A 19869-nucleotide genomic window follows, 5' to 3' on the forward strand; every position below is an offset into this window, starting at 1 on the left:
ACATGAAAAAATATTGCTCTTTTGTCATTGTTTTTACTCTGTTTGCTTGTCAGCAAGAATCTGAATCCTTGACAACTCTTTATGCTTTGCCCAACAAATTAAAAGAAGTTTCAGGAATAATATACAGTCCTGAAACGGATTTACTTTGGACCTTGGAAGACCGTGGGAATGCCAATACAATTTATGGATTAGATTCTAATGGCAAAATTGAGAGAATGATTACCATCGAAAACACAGAGAATATCGATTGGGAAGATATTACAAAAGACGTCGAGGGAAACTTGTATATTGGAGATTTTGGGAATAATGATAATGAAAGACAGGATTTAAGCATTTATAAAATCGATAAAAACGCTTTAACTTCTAAAGGCACAAATCCGGTTTACAAAGTTTCCTTTGCCTATCCCGAGCAAAAAGATTTCCCTCCTAAAAAAACTGAATTGTTTTATGACGTGGAAGGTTTTTTTGAGTTTAAAAATAATTTCTATCTCTTTACTAAAAACCGAAGTAAAGGATTTGATGGAACCGCATTTTTGTATAAAATTCCAAATACGCCCGGTTTTCATCAAGCGGTTTTAATGGGGGAATTCAAGACATGTGACGCGTATAATTCTTGTGCTATTACAAGTGCAACGATTAGCCCTGACGAGACTAAAGTTGCAGTTCTAACTCATGATAAACTCTTTTTATTTGAAAATTTTTATGGGGATAATTTTCTAAAGGGTACAAAAACAGCATTAGAATTAGATCATTTTTCCCAAAAAGAAGCGGCTTGCTTCACCGACAATGATCGGTTGTTCATTGCCGATGAGAGAACCAAAAGTCTGGGAGGAAACGTTTACGATGTTTCCATAAAAATGTTAAAATCCAAATCCTAGCCCAAAAGCAATTCGGGCTTCTTCACCTGCACTTTTAAAATAAGTCAGTCTTGCCGTCAATGCATTTAGGCCGTTAAGCCATAATCCACCGCCAAAAGATTGGTGCCATTTCTCTGAACTTTCGCCTTTTAACCAAACTCTCCCGTAGTCAAAACCTCCCAAAACTCCGAAAGACATCGGAATAATACTTCTTTTTATTTTGCCTAAGTTCCAGCGTACATCACTACTCTGATAAAAAGATCGGTTTCCTAAAAAACGTTCGTTTCTAAATCCTCTCAAATCGTAGTCACCGCCTAAAGTCGCACCTTGGAAAAAATCAAAATTATCATTCAATACCATTTTTCCCCTAAGGATCGTGGCTAAAACTAGCTTTCCGTTGGCATCAATCTTATGGTTAAAATTCAGTTTACTTTCTATGGCAGGGAAATTTCTTTTGGTATCCTCTAAATTCATCTTCCAGGTACCCGCAATAGAAAATCCCATTCCCATGGTCGGGAAGGAGGGAACATCGTAATTTTCAAAACTGTATTTTAAGGTTGCTCCGGCAAATTGTTGGTTTTCAAAAACAGTTCGACTTATATCTCCCGAAATGTCAACAAAGCGATTCATGGTTTCTTCCACAGTGATTCTTTCAAAACTAGTTTGAAATTGGATGGCACTGCCGTATTTGCCTACTTTTTTTATGGATGGCATAATTTTCAACATTTTGATACGAACGCGATTGAAATCCATTCCAAAAGTATCATCATTATTCACAGTTTCATTTCCGTAACCAAAATAATTGATGGTGAAATTAGGACTCGTGAATCGGCCTTCAAAATCTAAATCCCACTTGCCAAATAATTTTGGAAAATTACTGGTGTAAATCAGTTCATATCCTTTTGTGGCAAAGAAATAATTGGCTTTCAGGCTGTGTTTCTGAGTGTATGGATTTTGTTTAAAATCGTTGACAAGGTAACCACTGACAATTCCTAATTTGATACCGTCATCAGGATTAAAACCAATATTTGGTAGTGCTGAAAAGGAATTGTATTTTGGTTTTTTATAATCGTACAAACTCGTTTCATAGTCGTTAGATAACAAAATTTTACTTTTAGAATCTAAATTATACGTATTGTCTTTTGATTTAAAATCATGAATTTTTATTTTTTTTCCATTTGCTACGGAATAAGAATCTTCGTTTTGTCCTCCAATTAATCGTATTTTAATTCCTGATTTTGATGTGCCATTTACTTCAAAAATATCATCATCATCTAATCCATAAATCCATATTTTTTTTGTTTTTTTAGCGGTGAAACTTTTAGCGTATTGCAATTCTTCTGCCCCATTTTTTACTCGGTATACTTGGATTTCAAGTTTGTTTTTTTCTTTGTTCTGAATTATGAATTTATCTTTTTTATCTGTCCCAACAATTAAGACGGTGTGTTGCAATACTGAATAATATATTGAAGCAGATTGATGCAATTCATTTCTTCTCAGTTTGAGTTTGCGCTTGATGTCTTTGATTGTCTCGTCTTGAACTTCATTTGGTAAATTTGTAAAAGCACCATCAATATCCGCATCTGAAAGGTTTTCCTGAATGTATTTTGCTTGTTTGATCCACTCATTTTCATCGGCACTTTTTATAAAGGCGAGATCTAACGGGTATGGTTCACGGTTCATCAATTTGACATTTGACATTTTCTCCGTAAAGGGTTTCATGTGACGCAATGCTACGTTTTTCATTAAAACAAACAGCAAAGCACCATCATACTTTGTAAATGCTTGATCTCGGTCACGCGGAATTGGCTTGTAAATAATTTTCTTTCCTTCCTGATATTCGCCCCAGCGCCATTGATCTTCATGTCTGTCCCAATCTCCAATGAGCATGTCAAACAATCGTGCTTTGATATAAGCACTTTCATCGACTGAATATTTTTCGTCTTTGTGAAGATTTTTCATTACATCTTCCGTGCTGATAATGGCTAGAGGATTGCCAAAACTAATAACCCCAATCTGGCTGTCCGTTGGCCGTTCTTCAACAAGATACAATTCGTCACCAAAATCAGCATTGAAATTTTTTAAGGCTTTGTGTTTTGGAATATAATACAGTTTCGGGTTAGTATGCGCCACACCAATTTTTGCAGCTAAATTCCCCACAGCGAAAGGAGTGTAAGGATGGGCTGTTGTATAAAAATCAGATAACAAATCGTCAGCATACGTGTTCTCAAATTCGTCTTGAATATATTGGTTTTTGAATGCTATTGCTTGCAGGAAACGCGTGGTACTTTTTTTCATGGCTCGCATAACATATTCCTTGCCGTTTCTATCCGTGAGTTGCAATGCATTTGACTGATTGCCGCCACCGGAACGTTTGGGTTGCAGTCCGCCAAAAAGGGTATCAATGGTCGCTATTGATGCTGCTATTGGAAGGCTGTAATATTTTCGAAAATGGTTTCCAAAGAAGAATCTGTAAAATCCTGACTTCTTAGTTTGTTTGTTCGTATAAATGCTTGAAGTGGTCGTTTTTGGAAATGTATTAGGGGAAATTTGGGTGTTATGATCGTCTTTTTCATCCAACACCAATTGCTCATAAATAAGTTTTTCTTTGTTGTCTTCCTTACCAAAAAAAGAAACTTTTGCGGCTCCATTTTCATAAACAGCTAAAGTGGCATATCCATTGCGGCCATAAGAAAAATCATTGGGGTAAATTGCTCTTGCAGCTTCTGATTTGGAACCCGCGCCACTGATAATTTGTTTGATATTGTCTTTTTCAATGTATTGTAAATTGTGGTCATGACCGGAAACTACAATAACATTATCCTGACCTTGTAACAGTGTTTTTACTCTTTTTATAAAAAGGGTGTATTGTTTGTTTTGAATGTCTTGCGGACTTACACCGGAGGTTTTTCGTAAAAAATTAGCAACAGAACCTAAAACCGGAAGTGGAATTTTTTGTTCCAATGGGAAAAGTTGCTTCTCTACTGAAAATTGTCCTCCATGAGATCCATTACTCATTAATGGATGATGCAGCGCTAAAACGACTGTTTTTTCTTGATTTTTAATTAGAAGATCTTCAAATTCGACAAAAAAAGCTTCTCGGGTTTTTATCGTGCAATCATCGTTAATAGTGGGACTATTATCCCAGTCTTCCAGAAACCATTGGCTGTCAATTGTAATTAGCACCAGATTTTTATTTATTTCTAAATCATCAATACCACAGCTTTTTCTAGGAAGGAATGACTTTTTATCGTTGAGGTATTCAGTAACAAATTTTGCCTGACGTTCCAGTCCTTTTATACCGCTGTACCAATCGTGATTTCCTGGAATAAAAATAGTTTGCCCTTTGAAATTTTTAGACAGTTTCAGTTGGTTTATCAGTTTACTTTCGGCAATAATTCTTTCATTCGTAAGTTCAGTACTGGGCAATCCTTTTGGATAAATATTATCACCAAGAAATAAAAGAGTTGTGTTTTCTGTTGCTTTTTTTAATCTATTTTCCAGATCTGCCAGTGTTTGTTTTGCGGTTGTTTCATTGGTATTTCCGGCATCGCCAATTAAATAAAATGTATGCGCAATTTTTGAACTGTCTGTCGCGTTCAGAGTAACTGGTTTTTTGATGTTTTTTCCAAATTGTGCGTGATGAGTGGCACATGATTGTAAAATTAATCCCGAAAAGAATAGTATAAAACCTGCTTTATTGAATCTAATAAAACAATTATCCGAAAATAATTTCATAATTTAGTAGTGTAAAAATATGTCCATGAATGTAGTAGAACAAGCCAAAGACTTTGTTGAAAAATTGTTCAAAGATAAACTTTCTTCCTTATATATTTATCATAATCTAAAGCATACAATTGATGTTGTTTCCGCTGTTAATAAGCTCTCTGATTCTCAAAATATAGTGTCATCTGATCAAGAAATTTTGCTCGTTGCTGCATGGTTTCATGATACGGGATACATCAACGGTTGCTGCAATCATGAAGAAAGTAGCGCTGCAATAGCTACAAACTTCTTAACGGATTACAAACAATCAGCTGATTATATAGCGAAAGTGTCTGATTTAATTCGTTCTACAACGTATGGATATCTGCCAAAAACGCCTTCTGAAAAAATAATTAAAGATGCGGATTACTATCATCTTTCCACTGAGGAGTATGCATCAAGTTGTAATGCGTTGCGAATAGAATGGGAGAATGTAAATCAAAAAACATATTCTGATGCCGATTGGGTAGCTGAAAACATAGATTTTTTATCGAACAGACATCAATATTATACTGATTTTGCTCTTGAAAATTGGCAAGCATTAAAGGAGAAAAATATAAAAAGATTGCAGAAAAAAAGAAACAAAATGGAATTGAATACCAATAAAGAATTAGACAAGGAATTAAAAAAACGCGAAAAGGAGGAAAAGCCTGATCGTGCTATTGATACTTTGTTTCGGGTAACGTTGAACAATCATACCAGTTTAAGCGGTATTGCGGATAGTAAAGCTAACATCTTACTTTCGGTAAATGCTATTATAATTTCTATTGCTCTTTCTACTTTGATCCCAAAATTAGACAGCCCAAGTAATGCGCACCTGATGATTCCTACTTTTATTATGTTGATGTCCAGTGTGACCACCATTATTTTTGCAATACTTTCCACACGACCAAAAGTGACTAAGGGGATTTTTACTCGTCAAGATATCGAAGACAAAAAAGTGAATTTACTTTTTTTTGGAAATTTTTATAAAATGGATTTGGCAGAATATCAGTGGGCCATGAATGAAATGATGAAAGACAAGGAATACCTTTATAATTCTATGATCAAAGATTTGTATTTTTTAGGAGTGGTTCTCGAAAAAAAATACCGTTTATTACGAATTGCTTATAATTTTTTTATGATAGGAATTGTTTTATCTGTAATTGCATTTGTAATTGCTTTCAAAATGGTGTCAGCTTAATTTAATTCATCCAACAAATCTTGATATGAAAAGCTTTTTTGAGTTTCGTCGGAATTTTTATTGCTAACTTTTACTCGAATGGCTCTTAGACCTGAAACTCCTTGCAATTCTTCGACTTCAAATTGTTCAATGATAGGTTCCAAAACATTTTTGAATTGTAAAAACTTGACGTAATTCAAATATTCGGTTTCTTCGTTATTATGGGAGTAAACGATTGTGATTTTTTCTTTTTCAGTAATCCGCTCTTTTGTTCCTTTTATATTGGCTTTGTCAATGCGTTTTTTTACCACTTCATAGCGGGCATTATATGTACCATCGACATCGAAACGTTTTTCATCCATTCTAAATCGGATGGAAATGGGAGAACTAAAAACTAAAATCAATGAAGTTACATCGAGCTCATACGGTAAAGAATATTTCAATTGGTGATGTTCCAATTCCATTTCACATAAGGTTTGCAACTGCCACAACCTTAAATTATGAAGGTAAATGGCGTCAAAAGCTTTTGATGGCGCAATGGAAGATCCAATGTAAAGATTGTGTTCTACACCATCCGTTTTGAAACGTTCGTAATAATGTGGATAGATATTTTGCGCTTCGGCTTGTTTTTTATCAAGAATTGAAGCAAGTTTTTTATTGATAATCGACATGGCGTTATCAAATTTCTTTCTCGAATGATAAAACATGCCGGATTTTTCATCCAAACTATCAAAATAATTTTTTTCTAAAGTTTCTCCGGCCAAATCAGTATTGGTATTTCTTAAAATGGGATGAATTTCATTTTCAATATAAAGCTGAATTTGTTGCTCCGTATCTGCTTTCAAAGGCGAATCTAGTTGTTTTAGAAGCGATTGCAGTTCGAATTTTCGTTGTTCTAATAAAACTAAATTCGTCTTTGTTTTTTGATTGTCAAAGATTTGGATAAGCGCATTCATCTGGTTTTTTAAATCCTCCTTTACGGTTTCGTTTCGGTGATTTGAAGAACCTTTAATGTCAATTTGTCCGTATAAAGGATAAACTTCTTTGAAAACAATTTCTTTAAAAATGTAATCTCGGGTCTGCGTTTGAAAATATTTCTGTGCCTCTTTACGAAATTTCCAATATACGCTGGGGTGAATTGCCGTATATTCTCTTTGGATTATTGCCTCAATTTGGTTTTGCATATCCGTGTTGTATCGTTCCACCGTATCAATCAAATAAGGTAAAATCAAGTCTAATTTGCTTGCATTAATGCTGTTCAGTTCTCTCGGACTGGCTGAAACAAGCTCAACTACTCCTAAAAGCATTCCGTTTTTTGTAATGGGCGCAAAAATACAACTGTGAATGTTTTGGTTTAATAAATGACTACCAAATATTTGGTTTCCGGGTTCGCGAGCAAATTTTTCAACATTAGAAATGGATATGGCTTTGTTGTTTTCTAATAAATTTTCAAAAGAACAACCCAATAATGCGTTTTTACAAGGTACTTCTTCTTCAGTTGAAAGAATAAAGCTGCTCAAACTAGTGTCATTCAACGTTGGTTTTACAAATTTATCTTCCTCTGCATTGTAAACAATGACGCCAACTCTTAAATCGCCTATTTTGAAAATGGAACGAAAAATAGATTCGAAATTTTCCTGTAGCGTTATTTGTTCTCTTTCCGGTTTCAGTAGATTACTTTTCAACTTGGAAATAGAACTTTCGGTTGTTGCATCAAACAAAATAGCGATACCAAAACCTTTTAGAATCCAACTCTCAACAGGAAATTTTTCTTTCCACAAAGCAATGTCGTCATAATTATCCATTAACAAATCAATATCGTCTTGTGATAGTTTTGGTGCTTTATCAGTTGCAATTATTTCTAAAAAATCAGCATTATACAAAATACGATACTGATTCATAATTCCTTTTTTATTTGGAATATCGTAAAATAAAGGTTTATTAAAATCAATTTTCTGACCGTAAAACTGATTCAAAATCAGCGTACAACTCATCACATAAAATTGATGTTCATCAAAATCCCGAATGGCCATGTCAAATAATACACCTGCTTCATTTACAATTTTTTTGAAGCGTTCTGTATAATTAAAAGTAAAATTCTGAAATGGAATCGTAACTGCCTTAATTTCATTGTTTGTTAAAGCCGTTGGGAATAAATCAGCCAGTAAATATTGGATTAAAGTTTCGTTTTCGTGAATCAAATCCAAATTTTCTATGCCAGTTCTAAATTCAGGAAAGGGCTTTATTTCTTTTAGTAATGCTTTAGCATAATTTGCTCGATAATCTACATTGCTTATGGCAATTTCTTCCAAAGCTTCGATAAGCTTATGAAATGAAATCAAGGTTTTGAACGGACTTTCTTTAAAAAAATTTGGCGTCATTTTTTGTTGGCTTTTGGACTCGTAAATTTACAAATAATCCAAATTTCAATGGTTGGTTTTTGCGTTTATTTCTAAAAAAAAAATCTCCAACTACTTTCGTAATTGGAGATTAATATATTTTTAATTATCGCTCTTTAAACAGTCACCGATCATTGAACACTAATTACTGCACACTAACTTTTCTCTTCTTTGTTGAAATAAACTAAGTAATAATACATTTGTTTCTCTTCATCCCATCCTTTTTCCACATATTTCTCAGCACTTTCAGGATTGATGAAGTCCATTTTAATTTGGATGTGTGTATCTAAATTAATAACGTTTTTGATTGATTTTCGGGCATCAGAAACTGCTGCATTTGCAATAGGAAAAGAAGTTACATCTTCAATGCTGTACTTTTCTCCTTTGTCCATTTTGTAGTTTTTAAACTCTGGAATAAGGTCTGGATTATCCAATACTTCATTTAAAAATTCTGTCTCTTCAAATTCATCGTTTTTGGCAAAATAGTTTACCGAACGGTTCATAAACATCACTTCTTCTTTCTTGTCTTCGGCTGGGAAAACAACGTCTTTAGCGAAGTTCTGACAAAATTTTAAATACTTTTTAGTGATGAAGTTTTCATCTTCAAAAGCATCTACAGATAAGAAATGCTCCAACCAATATCTGGCATCATAACGGTTACTGTCCACAGTCAGGATTTTGTATCCTTCTTCTTTCTTGTAATTAAAGATAATACAACCTTTGTCCAGTTTATTCAAACTGACACCTTGTTGTAAAATCATTTCTAAGTGTGTTGCTTTTTCTTCAAACTGCAAAAAATCCGCTTGTATTTCACTCTTGAAAATTCCTATAGCATCCACCACATTATTGTCAATGCTCACGTTCGTTAAATAAGTAATATATACTTCACCATTCTTGATGTGCGGATGATTGGACTGTTCAAATAAGTGTGAGGTGATTTTTTTAGAAACGTCATGAATCGTACTTGGATTATCAAAAACTTCCGTTGCATATTTGAACATGTCATTGTAATCCAAATCAATTTCATGGGCAAATTGAAAATAATTTTCTTCTTTTTCTCGAAAAGGTTTAAAGAAGAATTCTTTCATCAAAGGCACAATCTCATCATTCAGATTAAAGGGTTGCTCCGATAAAAAAATGGCTTCGTTTCTACTTTTATTTCCCACTCTATGAATGGATAAGTTTTCGATGTGTGTGTTATATAAGTTGATCATGTTTTTTTATAAGGTTTCCTCCCCCCAACCCCCTCCGAAGGAGGGGGAGACGAGACGTGATTTTGTATTTATTAAATTTTTTTATAATTGTCTGGAGTAATGCCTAACAAAGAAAGCCATTAAAAAAAAATGTCCTTGGGTATCGATACGGAAATTCATTTTATTTTTATGTGGTTAGTCTCCCTCTCCTTTGGAGAGGGTCGGGGAGAGGATTAATTCCAGTTCTCCTCAAATCCATAGTCTTCAAAACTATCATCGCCCTCAAACATATCCAGATCATCTTCGTCTAAGCCATCTTCAAATTCAGCGTTGTAGTCATCAGCATTGTCAGATTCAAAGTTTTTTTCCATTGCTTCGTCAGGCATTTCTCCATGAGAAAATATGGTTTCCGGATACAAATTACCAACAACTTGATCTTCTACGGCAGCAAGCTCTACAAGGAATGTCCACATATTTATGAAATCATAGACATAAAGAATTTTGGTGTTTTGCTTGTCTAAAATATCTGATAGTTGATAATCACTCATGATTTTTTGTTCGCCTGGAACATCACCGGTATCAAAAAGTGAAATTTCCTCTTCTTGGTTCCAAGTTTCATCACAAGTATAAAAAGAAGCCACTTCCATTCCGTCAAAACCAAAGGAATTGAAAATAGCATTGTGTAAATCTTCTAAAGTATCGTCTTCAAGTATTGCAATGTCTCTAAAAACATCTTCTTCCGCGTCTAGAATCACTCTAAATTTATAAACCATAATCTTTGTTTTTATTGAAAGGTCAAAGGTAAAATATAATTTTAGATTTAGATTTCAGATTTTAGATTTGTTGATAAGATTTTTGCGTATGCGTAAACAAGGAATACATCAATATCGAAATATTTTCGAAGAAAAGGAAAAAAGTAAATCTTGTTTTAGAACTAAATATTTACCTCCGAAATTAAAGTTTTTAGTCGTTTGGTTTAATTTTAAAAACACATGCGACTCTTTTTCGGAACTGATGGTATTTTTTATGAGTTGGATATTGTCTGTTTGATGTCATGTTATTAAAAACTAAAGCTTCGGCCAGTAAAATAAGTACACCGGTTAAAACAGGAGAAAATACATACTAGTAGCCTAGATTTTTTATTTCATTTGAGCCAGTTACCGCTATTAGTGCCGTTGCGCCGCCTGGAGGGTGCAATGTTTTAGTCATTTGCATAAAAACAATGGAGAGGGAAACAGCAAGTGGAGCGGTTAACCAAACAATATCTGGGACGAATTTATATACTGTAACGCCTATGATTGCAGAAATTAAGTGCCCTCCAATAAGATTTCTCGGCTGTGCCAATGGACTTTGGATGACACCATAAACCAATACGCTCGATGGTCCAAAGGAACCTATTAAATAAATCACATCAGATTGTGGTAATGTGTGAGATTGTAAATAAGCGATTATTCCAATCCCTATAAAAGAACCGAGAAAAGCCTAGAAATGTTCTTTGAAATCAACCAAAGTTTCTTTGTATAGTATGTACTTGGTTTTGCGGTAACTCCTTTTTATTTTATATTTAGTATTCATTATGAAAAAAAGAGAGTGATAATTATATTCATTTTATCGTTTTGGAAGAGATTTTATTTTTCATAAAATTCAACCGGTAAGTTATCTGGATCTGCGATAAAGAAGAAGCTTTTTTGAGTAATTTCATCTACACGAATTGATTCGGAAGTTATATTTTGATTTATTAAATAATCTCTTGTTTTTTGAATGTCATTCACCTCAAAAGCTAAATGGCGCATACCAGCCGCTTCAGGTTTTGAAGGACGTTGTGGTGGATTTGGAAATGAAAACAATTCTATCACATATTCTCCGTTAAGTGCCAAATCAAGTTTGTATGATTGTCTTTCCTGACGGTAAATTTCCTGAACAATTGTTAATCCTAAAACGCTCGTGTAGAACGTTTTTGATTTTTGATAATCAGAACAAATAATGGCAATGTGGTGAATTTTATTAAGTTGTAGCATTTGTATTATAATGAAGAAAGCCTAATCGGTTGATTAGGCTTTAGATTTTTATTTTTTCACATCGGAACAAAGTCCTACAATTTCATGGAAAGTGTCGTGTAAGTCAGTAATTGATTTCACAATTGCTGCATCAGCTCCATTAGACAGTACTAATTTGTGAAGTGCTTTACTTTTAGTTTGTAATCGTTCTGCTGATGCTAATATGGCGTCGGTTCTAAATTCTGTTGGGATATCTGATTTTAATAACATCGCTGCTTTGTTCATCATTTCTTCCGAACGTGCTTTTATTGGTGTCAAATTTCCTTCTTCTGCCGGATGGAAAGTTTGCGACATTACTTCATGAAATTCTTTTATGGCAGGCCATTTATCAAAAGTAGATTGCGCCGAAACAGAGTTTGCGACAACAATAAGTGCCAAGACTAGAAATGTTTTTAGATGTTTCATTATGATTTGTTTAAGTTGTTATAACAAAGATAGGAAAATTTAGTTTTGAGAAATTGTAATTCCGATATTGATTAAACATTCAATTTCCGAATCACTTTTGCAGGATTTCCTACCGCCAAAGAATTGTCGGGAATGTCTTTTGTAACCACAGATCCTGCCCCAATAACACAACCATTTCCGATAGTGATTCCCGGACAAATAACAGAATTGCCGCCAATCCAGCAATCATCACCAATGGTTATTGGCAATGCATTTTCTAGTGTTTTCCTCAGTTCAGCATCCAGCGGATGAGTAGCGGTGTACAATTGAACCCCCGGAGCAAAAAATACATTGGAGCCTACAGTAACCTTTGCACAATCCAAAACGACACAGTTAACATTGAAATAAACATTTTCGCCACAACTGATATTATAGCCATAATCACAGAAAAATGGCGGCTCAATGTAAAGATTTGGTCCCGCATTTGGAATCAGTTCTTTAAGTATTTCTCTAGCTTTTTTAGTAATCCTGTATTCCGTAACATTCAGTCTATGGAGCAGGTTTTTAGATCTTCGCCTGTCTTTTACTAAAACTGGATCTCCGGCTAAATAATACTCACCGGCAATCATTTTTTCTTTTTCTGTGTTTACTTCCATGGTTGATTTTCTTATTTTTTTTGGGCATGCCCTCCGCAAAAGCTGCGGTCGGGCTATCCGTTACAATCTCTCTTGCCTCGTTTTGACAACGAGACAAGAGAGGATTTCCACTGCTATCCCTCATGCAAATTCGGCTGATAGAACTAAATTGTATGTTGTAAATATAATCTATAATTAAATTCATTACAACTCATCCTCTAATTTCAACAGTTCGGTACAGTATAGTTTTTCTTCCATTGTTTCTAAAATACATTCGCTTTATCAAAAATCAAATAAAATGAAAACCATAATCGCACTCAGTCTTTTTTTATTTTCGGCACTACTTTTTGCACAAACAACAATTTCCGGAAAAATACTTGATGAGAAAGGGAAACCGGTTTCTGGCGCTAATGTTTTTATCGAAGGGACTTATGATGGCGCCTCAACTACTGAAACTGGTGCATTTAGTTTTACAACTACTGTAAAAGGGAATCAAACATTAGTGGTGAGTTTCTTGATTTATGAAACTTCTAAAACAGTGATTGATGTGGCTAATTTCCAAAATAAAACCATAAAACTACGAGAAAGTGTGACGTCGCTTGATGCCGTTGTTATTACGGCCGGAACATTAGAAGCGGGCGATAAAGCAAGAGTTTCGGTTTTGAAACCATTAGACATCGTAACTACCGCGGGTGCTGCGGGAAGTATTATTGCGGCTTTGCAAACGTTGCCGGGAACACAAACGGTAGGCGAGGATGGAAGATTGTTTGTTCGTGGTGGCGAGGCCAATGAAACACAAACTTTTGTAGATGGAATTCGGGTGGCGCAACCGTATGGCGCAACCACAAATAATTTGCCAACACGAGGCAGGTTTTCTCCTTTTTTGTTCAGCGGAATATCATTTTCAACAGGTGGGTATTCAGCGGAATATGGCGAAGCCTTGTCCAGTGTTTTGTTGTTAAATACGCAAGATGATCCAGACCAAAATAAAACCGAAATATCATTAATGACCGTTGGTTTAGGAATTGGAAATACCCAAAAATGGAAAAAAAGTTCGTTGAGCGTGAATACGAATTACGTGAATTTAGCGCCATACCAAGAGGTGATTCCTCAAAACGTGGATTGGAACAGTCCTTTTCAATCGTTGTCTGGAGAAACGGTGTATCGCTATAACTTCAATAACGGAATTTTGAAAGTATACGCTGCTTTTGATTCGTCTAAATTTGACATAAATCAGGAAAGCATCAATTCACCGGAGAAAATCAGAGTTGATTTAAACAACAATAATTTCTATTTAAATTCGTCTTACAAAGGCGTTTTTGGGAACAATTGGCAAATCACTTCTGGATTGAGTTATGGCTACAGCAACAACAAAATAAATTTAGATTCAGATAAAGTGTCGAATGATGAAAATGCAGCTCATTTGAAATTAAAATTAAGAAAAAGCTTTTCAGAAAGAGTGAAACTTTCCTTTGGAGCAGATTATTTTGTGACTCAATTCAACGAAGATTTCAACGAAAATTCAGGTTCGGTTTTTACCAATGGTTATGATGCGAACATTACTGCTGTTTATACAGAAGCTGATATTTTCTTCTCTAAAAAATGGGCTGCCAAAATAGGAATACGAGCTTCGAATAATTATTTGCTTGACGAAACTGCTATTTCACCCCGAATTTCATTTGCGTATAAAATGGCTAAAAACAGTCAGTTTTCATTTGCGTATGGCGATTTTACCCAAACTCCAAGTGCGGAATACATCAAGTATTCCAACAATCATCAGTTTGAAAGCGAAAAGGCATCACATTACATTTTGAATTTTCAATACAATAAAAATGGAAAAACATTTCGTGCTGAAACCTATTATAAAGATTATCGCGATTTATTGAAATTCGACACTAAAATGGCAGCTTTTAATTCGGTTTATGATAATTCCGGTTCTGGTTATGCCAAAGGTTTGGATTTGTTTTGGAGAGACGGAAAATCAATCAAAAATTTAGAATATTGGGTTTCCTATTCGTACATCGATACGGAAAGAGATTATAAAAATTTCAGTTCTCAAGTGACGCCAAGTTTTGTGGCGGATCACAGTTTGTCAATCGTTACTAAATATTGGATAAAGGATTGGAAATCGCAAATAGGTTTCACGAATTCCTACAGTTCCGGGCGTCCCTACAACAATCCAAACGAAACGAAATTCATGAATGGAAAAACGAAATCCTATAACAGTTTGAGTTTTAATTGGGCGTATTTATTGAGTCAACAAAAGATTTTATACTTCTCGGTTTCCAATGTTTTAGGTTCTCAGAATGTCTTTGGATACGAATACGCGAACAATCCGGACAATGCAGGCTTTTACAACAGAAAAGAAATTATTCCTACAGCCGATCGTTTTTTCTTTGTAGGATTCTTTTGGACGATTAGCAATGATAAAAAAGACAATCAGTTGAGGAATCTTTAAATGACAATTTCAATTTCAATAGCAATGAAAATATTTGAAATTCAAGTCCAATCACAATTCATCCATCAAAATTGACAGTTCAGTATCAATAAATTTTAAATAAATAGAAACCAATTTACTTTTGAAGTATAAATAACATAACGTTTCAATCATCAAAAAAATAACCATTTAAAACCAAGAAATCATGACAAAAGTTATCACCACAATCGTATTTTTTATTTGTAGTTTAGTATCTGCTCAAGGGCAATTTGAGCAAGGAATGGGAAAAGCCTTCCAGTTATGGGGCGAAGGAAAAAACACTGAAGCTTCGGATTTATTTGAAAGAATTGCCGCTGCGGAAAAAACAAGTTGGTTGCCTAATTATTACGTGGCATTAGTGAATACGACAACTGCTTTTAGAACGAAAGATAAAGATCAAATGAATTTATTACTTTCGAAAGCACAAAAATCACTGGATATAGAAATGGATAAAAATCCAAATAATGCCGAATTGATGGTGATGCAAGCGATGATTCACACCGCTTGGATTGCTTTTGACCCAATGACAAACGGACAAAAATTATCCGGAACGGTGATGGAATTGTACGGAAAAGCACAGGCAATTGCGCCAGAAAATCCAAGAGTTGTTTTTGGTAAGGCCGAATTTGAAATTGGTGGAGCGCAATTTTGGGGAACCGATACTAAACCAATGTGCGCACAAATTGAAAAAGCTATTGGACTTTTTGCTACTTTTAAACATGAAACACCTTTTTCTCCAAAATGGGGATTGGATAGAGCTAAAAATGCTCAAAAAAATTGCAAATAACATAAAAACGATTGACGCTGCTGCGACTTGCATGATCCTAAAGAACTTATAAAATGAACTTATTTCTTCAACAATTACAAAAAGCATTCAAACTAACCGTAGTTGTTTTTGTCTTAATGCAACTATTTACGGTAGTTATGGGCGGAACAGTAGGATTCAACCAGCGTTTACTAACTCATTTTTTGTTTACGGCCTTGTATACGCTTACGTTGTATGGAACAAATGCACTGTTTTTTATGAAATTGGATGCTCTCTTTGTTGATCGTTTTTCTAAAAAGAGATTGTTGGTTGGTTTCGCGGGTTCGGTTGTCTTGTCTTTAATCGTAATTTTTTTATTGCACTTGTTTGAAGAGGTAGTCTATAATAACCAAAGTTTGCAAGAGTTTCTGGAAAATGAAAAACCGGAAAACTATGTAGTACCAAGTATTATAACTTTTTTTGTTACTCTAACAATACATGCCATCTATTTCTACAAAGTATACAATGAAAATAAAGTCAAAGAACAAAAAATAATTGCCGGGACAGCCAATGCAAAGTTTGAAAGTTTAAAAAACCAAATTGATCCACACTTTTTGTTCAATAGTTTGAATGTGTTGAGTTCACTCATAGAAGAAAATCCAGAAAATGCGCAGCGATTTACAACTTCATTATCCAAAATTTACCGGTATGTTTTGGAACAAAAAGACAAAGAATTAGTGAGTGTAGCCGAGGAATTGGCTTTTGCCAAAACGTACATGAATTTATTGAAAATGCGTTTTGAAAACAGCATCACCTTTCATTTACCAGCTGATTTTGATAATTCAGAAGCTAAAGTAGTGCCGCTTTCCTTGCAATTGTTGCTAGAAAATACCATTAAGCACAATGTAGTAAGTGAAAATAAACCATTGCAAATTACCATATTCATTCAGGATAATTACCTGGTGGTTCAAAATAATTTACAAAAAAAAGAAGTTTTACAAGAACGTCAAGGTGTGGGATTGCAAAACATTGTAAGCCGATATGCATTGCTATCAAAGAGAAAAGTTTTAGTAGAACAAACGGAAACAGACTTTAAAGTACTGATTCCTATTTTAACCAAACAAATAACCGCTATGGAAACAAATACAATTAGCAACGAAAATTTAGCCTACGCAAGAGCTAAAGAAAGAGTAGAAAGATTAAAAGGATTTTACGGGAACTTAATTTCGTACTGTATTGTAATCCCAATTTTAGTCATTGTCAACCTGAGTTCGCCACATCCTTTTCAGTGGTTTTGGTTCCCACTTTTAGGCTGGGGAATGGGACTTACGTTTCACGCACTGGAAACCTTTGGTTACGGCAAAAATTGGGAAGAGCAAAAAATTCAAGAGATTTTAAACAAAAACAAAACAAACAAATGGAACTAAATAAACCAAACAATAGCGAATTTGAGCAGTATCAAATCGCTAAAAAGCAAGTTGAGGAGTTAAAAGGGTTTTATTCGCACCTTGCTTCATTTGTACTTGTAAATGGAATTCTGATCTTAATTAATTTTAGATATTCTCCAAACCATTTATTTTTCTTTTGGACTTTCGGAAGCTGGGGAATTGGACTTTTATTTCACGCTATTAGAGTTTTTAATTGGATTCCATTTTTTGGACAAAACTGGGAAGAAAGAAAAATTCAACAATACATTAAAGAAGAAAATAGTAAAACTAATACCTACGAGTAATCATGACTACAACAGATCAAATAGCATACGATAATGCACTAAAAAGAGTTCGTAAAATAAAGGGTTTTTACACGCATCTTATTGTTTACATCGTTATCAACATAATGATTATAGTACTGAATACACAAAACCTTAAACCTGGCGAAAGTTATTTTCAATGGAATAATTTTGCTACTGCTTTGTTTTGGGGTATTGGTATAGCCGCACACGGTTTATCAGTATTTATTCCGGCTATTATTTTAGGTCGAAACTGGGAGGAAAGAAAAATCAAAGAGCTCATGGAGAAACAAAAAAATAGCAACTGGGAATAAAACAAATTGAAAACACTGTTCTCAATCCATTAGTTCCGAAAACATTTCATTATCAAAAGCAATAGTAAAAGTTCATGACAACAATTATCATCGAAGACGAAAAACCAGCTGCACGACTCTTGCAACGTAAAGTAGAGAAATTAGGGGTGCAGGTTCAAACCATGTTACACTCTGTAGAAGAAGCACTAGATTGGTTTTCTAAAAATGAACATCCGGATTTGATTTTTCTGGACATTCAGTTGTCGGATGGGTTGTCCTTTGAAATTTTTGAGAAAGTAAATATTAAGAGTGCCGTAATTTTTACGACCGCTTATGATGAATATGCACTTCGGGCTTTCAAATTGAACAGCATCGATTATCTTTTAAAACCTATTGATGAGGATGATTTAGAGGTTGCCGTCTCTAAATTTAAGGCGCGTTTACCAAAACAAGAAACCGGCTCCCGAGACTTCGGGATGGATTTTGAGCAGATCAAAAAAATGTTGACTAATCCATTTGAGAAAAATTATAAAAAACGTTTTACGGTAAAAATAGGCCAACATCTGAAAGTGATTTCGACTGATGAAATTGAATGTTTTTTCAGTGAAAATAAAGGAACCTATTTACATACTTTTGACAATAGGAATTATTTAATGGAATGTACGCTGGAACTTTTGGAACAGGAATTAGATCCCGCAGATTTCTTTCGAATCAGCAGAAAATTTATAATTCCACTGAAAGCAATCAAAGAAATTGTTGTTTACAGCAACTCTCGTTTGAAAGTTATTTTGCCCACTTTTAAAGAAGAAGATGTGATTGTAAGCAGAGAAAAAGTAACCGATTTTAAAAAGTGGATCGGGTAGTTTTAAAACAAAAAAAAACTGTTTCAAATGTGACTCAAAAAATCTTAAAATGAAATTTTTTAACTCCAACAATTGAAACAGTTTAAATACCTTTAAGATCTAAAAATTAATCAAGTAATGATTTAATTTCTTTTTGTGTCTTGCCTAATTTTTGTTGTAATTTACCCCACATTTCATCTTCTTTACCTTCATCGTATAGTAAATCATCATCCGTCAAATCGGCAAATTTTTGTTTAAGTTTTCCTTTCAACTCATTCCAGTTTCCTTCAATCTCTTTTGAATTTGGCATAATTTCTAAGTTTTAAATTACTATTTGTTCTATACAAATTTGATAATTTTAAGCTGTTTGATTGTTATATAATTCTGTAAATCTCTTGTATAATTCCTATAAATAGTGTTGTTTATGCGTTTTGAGGAAATTTGTTAAATTGAAATTGATGTTAAATTATAACTATAAGTATATAATTCTAACGCAATGGTAATGTGAAATCTGTGTTTTCGATATAGATATTCTCTATGATGAATTTACACCTTAAAAAACGTCTTTCGAATGGCAATTAGTACAAAAATCAATACTGTGAAGAGAATGAAAAAAGGGATGATATAATCTATTAGACCTGATGGTAACATGATCGCTATAATCAATAATTGAAAGCCTAAACCGTAAATAGAAAGTAACGTCATAAACCAGTTAGGAAACGTTTTTACTTTGTAGGCCTCTTTATCGAGTAGGTGAATTATCTTATCAAACGTGCCATAAACGATAGTGTAAATGCGAAACATAATATCGACGGATTTTTGGGTTTCTCCGGGTAAAGCCCTTGGTGATTTGTACTCGAAAATTTTACTTGTCGTATCTCCGCCAACGGATTTATTTCGTAAAATGACATAGTAATAATTGTATAAAGTACCTTGTAATTGGATTCCAATAAAGGCCAAGATAGTAAGCCAAAAAGATGTTTTTGAGACGTAACAAATGGTCATCAAAAAGAGAAAATTTAGGATGATATCGAATATGCTGTCCAAGTATCTTCCGGTGTAGGAAGGTGTGTTTTTTAAGCGAGCCAGTTCGCCATCGGCAGCATCGATTCCAGATTTTAGCAAGATGAAAAAACCAGCCAAAAAGTAAGATCCATCAATAATACAATAAATGGCTATCAAACCGGAAATACCAAAAAGCAGCGTAACATGTATGGGAGTAACCCGGGTATTTTTTAATTGATTGGCAAGAAACTTTCCGAAGGTTCTTCCATAATCTGATAAATCTAAAAATTTATCTTGAGCTGCAAGTTTAGACATTTAGGTTAATAA

General features: G+C 34.1%; 17 protein-coding genes and 1 pseudogene. 8 read left to right on the forward strand and 10 right to left on the reverse strand.

Annotated elements, in window-relative coordinates:
- Positions 1-2 precede the first annotated feature (2 nt).
- Positions 3-878, forward strand: a complete 876-nt coding sequence (locus AC0J6S_RS09780; RefSeq protein ID WP_474953633.1) for a hypothetical protein — start codon at positions 3-5, stop codon at positions 876-878.
- Here the strand turns inward: AC0J6S_RS09780 and AC0J6S_RS09785 are convergent.
- Positions 861-4595, reverse strand: coding sequence for a metallophosphoesterase (locus tag AC0J6S_RS09785; protein WP_474953634.1), 3735 nt, complete (start codon positions 4593-4595; stop codon positions 861-863). The two genes, AC0J6S_RS09780 and AC0J6S_RS09785, sit on opposite strands and share 18 nt — an antisense overlap.
- A 25-nt stretch (positions 4596-4620) precedes the next feature.
- Here AC0J6S_RS09785 and AC0J6S_RS09790 point away from each other — a divergent pair, with 25 nt between their 5' ends.
- A complete protein-coding gene (locus AC0J6S_RS09790; RefSeq protein WP_474953635.1) occupies positions 4621-5805 on the forward strand; it encodes a Pycsar system effector family protein in 1185 nt (394 codons plus the stop codon).
- Here AC0J6S_RS09790 and AC0J6S_RS09795 read toward each other — a convergent pair.
- The 7 genes and pseudogenes from AC0J6S_RS09795 to AC0J6S_RS09825 all read right to left on the reverse strand — a co-directional run bounded on the left by AC0J6S_RS09795 (position 5802) and on the right by AC0J6S_RS09825 (position 12473).
- Complete coding sequence (locus AC0J6S_RS09795; RefSeq protein WP_474953636.1) at positions 5802-8165, reverse strand: GAF domain-containing protein; 2364 nt, start codon at positions 8163-8165, stop codon at positions 5802-5804. The two genes, AC0J6S_RS09790 and AC0J6S_RS09795, sit on opposite strands and share 4 nt — an antisense overlap.
- A 173-nt stretch (positions 8166-8338) precedes the next feature.
- A complete protein-coding gene (locus AC0J6S_RS09800; protein ID WP_474953637.1) occupies positions 8339-9397 on the reverse strand; it encodes a nucleoid-associated protein in 1059 nt (352 codons plus the stop codon).
- 212 nt (positions 9398-9609) lie between these two features.
- Complete coding sequence (locus AC0J6S_RS09805; RefSeq protein ID WP_113634318.1) at positions 9610-10149, reverse strand: IS1096 element passenger TnpR family protein; 540 nt, start codon at positions 10147-10149, stop codon at positions 9610-9612.
- 190 nt (positions 10150-10339) lie between these two features.
- Positions 10340-10951, reverse strand: a pseudogene (locus AC0J6S_RS09810) (HPP family protein).
- Positions 10952-11004: 53 nt separating this feature from the next.
- Entirely contained in the window at positions 11005-11394 is a 390-nt protein-coding gene (gene gloA2 / locus AC0J6S_RS09815; protein WP_474953638.1) for an SMU1112c/YaeR family gloxylase I-like metalloprotein, read from the reverse strand.
- 48 nt (positions 11395-11442) lie between these two features.
- Entirely contained in the window at positions 11443-11838 is a 396-nt protein-coding gene (locus tag AC0J6S_RS09820; RefSeq protein WP_474953639.1) for a hypothetical protein, read from the reverse strand.
- A gap of 71 nt (positions 11839-11909) precedes the next feature.
- Positions 11910-12473 carry a sugar O-acetyltransferase gene (locus AC0J6S_RS09825; protein ID WP_474953640.1) on the reverse strand — a complete coding sequence of 188 codons (564 nt, stop codon included), beginning with the start codon at positions 12471-12473 and terminating at the stop codon, positions 11910-11912.
- Between the two features lie 277 nt (positions 12474-12750).
- On the opposite strand from AC0J6S_RS09825, the gene AC0J6S_RS09830 reads away from it, so the two are divergent.
- The 6 genes from AC0J6S_RS09830 (at position 12751) to AC0J6S_RS09855 (ending at position 18558) form a co-directional block, all read left to right on the forward strand.
- A complete protein-coding gene (locus AC0J6S_RS09830; RefSeq protein ID WP_474953641.1) occupies positions 12751-14910 on the forward strand; it encodes a TonB-dependent receptor in 2160 nt (719 codons plus the stop codon).
- 184 nt (positions 14911-15094) lie between these two features.
- Complete coding sequence (locus tag AC0J6S_RS09835; protein ID WP_474953642.1) at positions 15095-15715, forward strand: hypothetical protein; 621 nt, start codon at positions 15095-15097, stop codon at positions 15713-15715.
- A 53-nt stretch (positions 15716-15768) separates the two neighbouring features.
- Positions 15769-17100 carry a 2TM domain-containing protein gene (locus AC0J6S_RS09840; RefSeq protein ID WP_474953643.1) on the forward strand — a complete coding sequence of 444 codons (1332 nt, stop codon included), beginning with the start codon at positions 15769-15771 and terminating at the stop codon, positions 17098-17100.
- Complete coding sequence (locus AC0J6S_RS09845) at positions 17091-17405, forward strand: 2TM domain-containing protein (protein ID WP_474953644.1); 315 nt, start codon at positions 17091-17093, stop codon at positions 17403-17405. Before AC0J6S_RS09840 ends, AC0J6S_RS09845 begins: the two co-directional genes overlap by 10 nt.
- A gap of 2 nt (positions 17406-17407) precedes the next feature.
- Positions 17408-17716 (forward strand): 2TM domain-containing protein, encoded by a 309-nt coding sequence (locus tag AC0J6S_RS09850; protein ID WP_474953645.1) that lies wholly within the window; start codon positions 17408-17410, stop codon positions 17714-17716.
- A 74-nt stretch (positions 17717-17790) separates the two neighbouring features.
- Positions 17791-18558: a LytR/AlgR family response regulator transcription factor gene (locus AC0J6S_RS09855; RefSeq protein ID WP_474953646.1), complete on the forward strand. Its 768-nt coding sequence runs from the start codon at positions 17791-17793 to the stop codon at positions 18556-18558.
- 106 nt (positions 18559-18664) lie between these two features.
- Here AC0J6S_RS09855 and AC0J6S_RS09860 read toward each other — a convergent pair whose 3' ends face one another.
- Positions 18665-18847: a CsbD family protein gene (locus tag AC0J6S_RS09860; protein WP_091208473.1), complete on the reverse strand. Its 183-nt coding sequence runs from the start codon at positions 18845-18847 to the stop codon at positions 18665-18667.
- Between the two features lie 236 nt (positions 18848-19083).
- Positions 19084-19857 (reverse strand): CDP-alcohol phosphatidyltransferase family protein, encoded by a 774-nt coding sequence (locus AC0J6S_RS09865; protein ID WP_474953647.1) that lies wholly within the window; start codon positions 19855-19857, stop codon positions 19084-19086.
- Positions 19858-19869 lie beyond the last annotated feature (12 nt).

It is taken from the genome of Flavobacterium sp. TS_SC_5 (genome assembly GCF_056156265.1).

Coding starts and splice junctions, on each gene's coding strand:
- AC0J6S_RS09820 (WP_474953639.1), bottom strand. CDS start 11,838: ATGAAACATCTAAAAACATTTCTAGTCTTGGCACTTATTGTTGTCGCA.
- AC0J6S_RS09790 (WP_474953635.1), top strand. CDS start 4,621: ATGAATGTAGTAGAACAAGCCAAAGACTTTGTTGAAAAATTGTTCAAA.
- AC0J6S_RS09855 (WP_474953646.1), top strand. CDS start 17,791: ATGACAACAATTATCATCGAAGACGAAAAACCAGCTGCACGACTCTTG.
- AC0J6S_RS09840 (WP_474953643.1), top strand. CDS start 15,769: ATGAACTTATTTCTTCAACAATTACAAAAAGCATTCAAACTAACCGTA.
- AC0J6S_RS09795 (WP_474953636.1), bottom strand. CDS start 8,165: ATGACGCCAAATTTTTTTAAAGAAAGTCCGTTCAAAACCTTGATTTCA.
- AC0J6S_RS09830 (WP_474953641.1), top strand. CDS start 12,751: ATGAAAACCATAATCGCACTCAGTCTTTTTTTATTTTCGGCACTACTT.
- AC0J6S_RS09865 (WP_474953647.1), bottom strand. CDS start 19,857: ATGTCTAAACTTGCAGCTCAAGATAAATTTTTAGATTTATCAGATTAT.
- AC0J6S_RS09800 (WP_474953637.1), bottom strand. CDS start 9,397: ATGATCAACTTATATAACACACACATCGAAAACTTATCCATTCATAGA.
- AC0J6S_RS09835 (WP_474953642.1), top strand. CDS start 15,095: ATGACAAAAGTTATCACCACAATCGTATTTTTTATTTGTAGTTTAGTA.
- AC0J6S_RS09845 (WP_474953644.1), top strand. CDS start 17,091: ATGGAACTAAATAAACCAAACAATAGCGAATTTGAGCAGTATCAAATC.
- AC0J6S_RS09825 (WP_474953640.1), bottom strand. CDS start 12,473: ATGGAAGTAAACACAGAAAAAGAAAAAATGATTGCCGGTGAGTATTAT.
- gloA2 (WP_474953638.1), bottom strand. CDS start 11,394: ATGCTACAACTTAATAAAATTCACCACATTGCCATTATTTGTTCTGAT.
- AC0J6S_RS09780 (WP_474953633.1), top strand. CDS start 3: ATGAAAAAATATTGCTCTTTTGTCATTGTTTTTACTCTGTTTGCTTGT.
- AC0J6S_RS09805 (WP_113634318.1), bottom strand. CDS start 10,149: ATGGTTTATAAATTTAGAGTGATTCTAGACGCGGAAGAAGATGTTTTT.
- AC0J6S_RS09850 (WP_474953645.1), top strand. CDS start 17,408: ATGACTACAACAGATCAAATAGCATACGATAATGCACTAAAAAGAGTT.
- AC0J6S_RS09860 (WP_091208473.1), bottom strand. CDS start 18,847: ATGCCAAATTCAAAAGAGATTGAAGGAAACTGGAATGAGTTGAAAGGA.
- AC0J6S_RS09785 (WP_474953634.1), bottom strand. CDS start 4,595: ATGAAATTATTTTCGGATAATTGTTTTATTAGATTCAATAAAGCAGGT.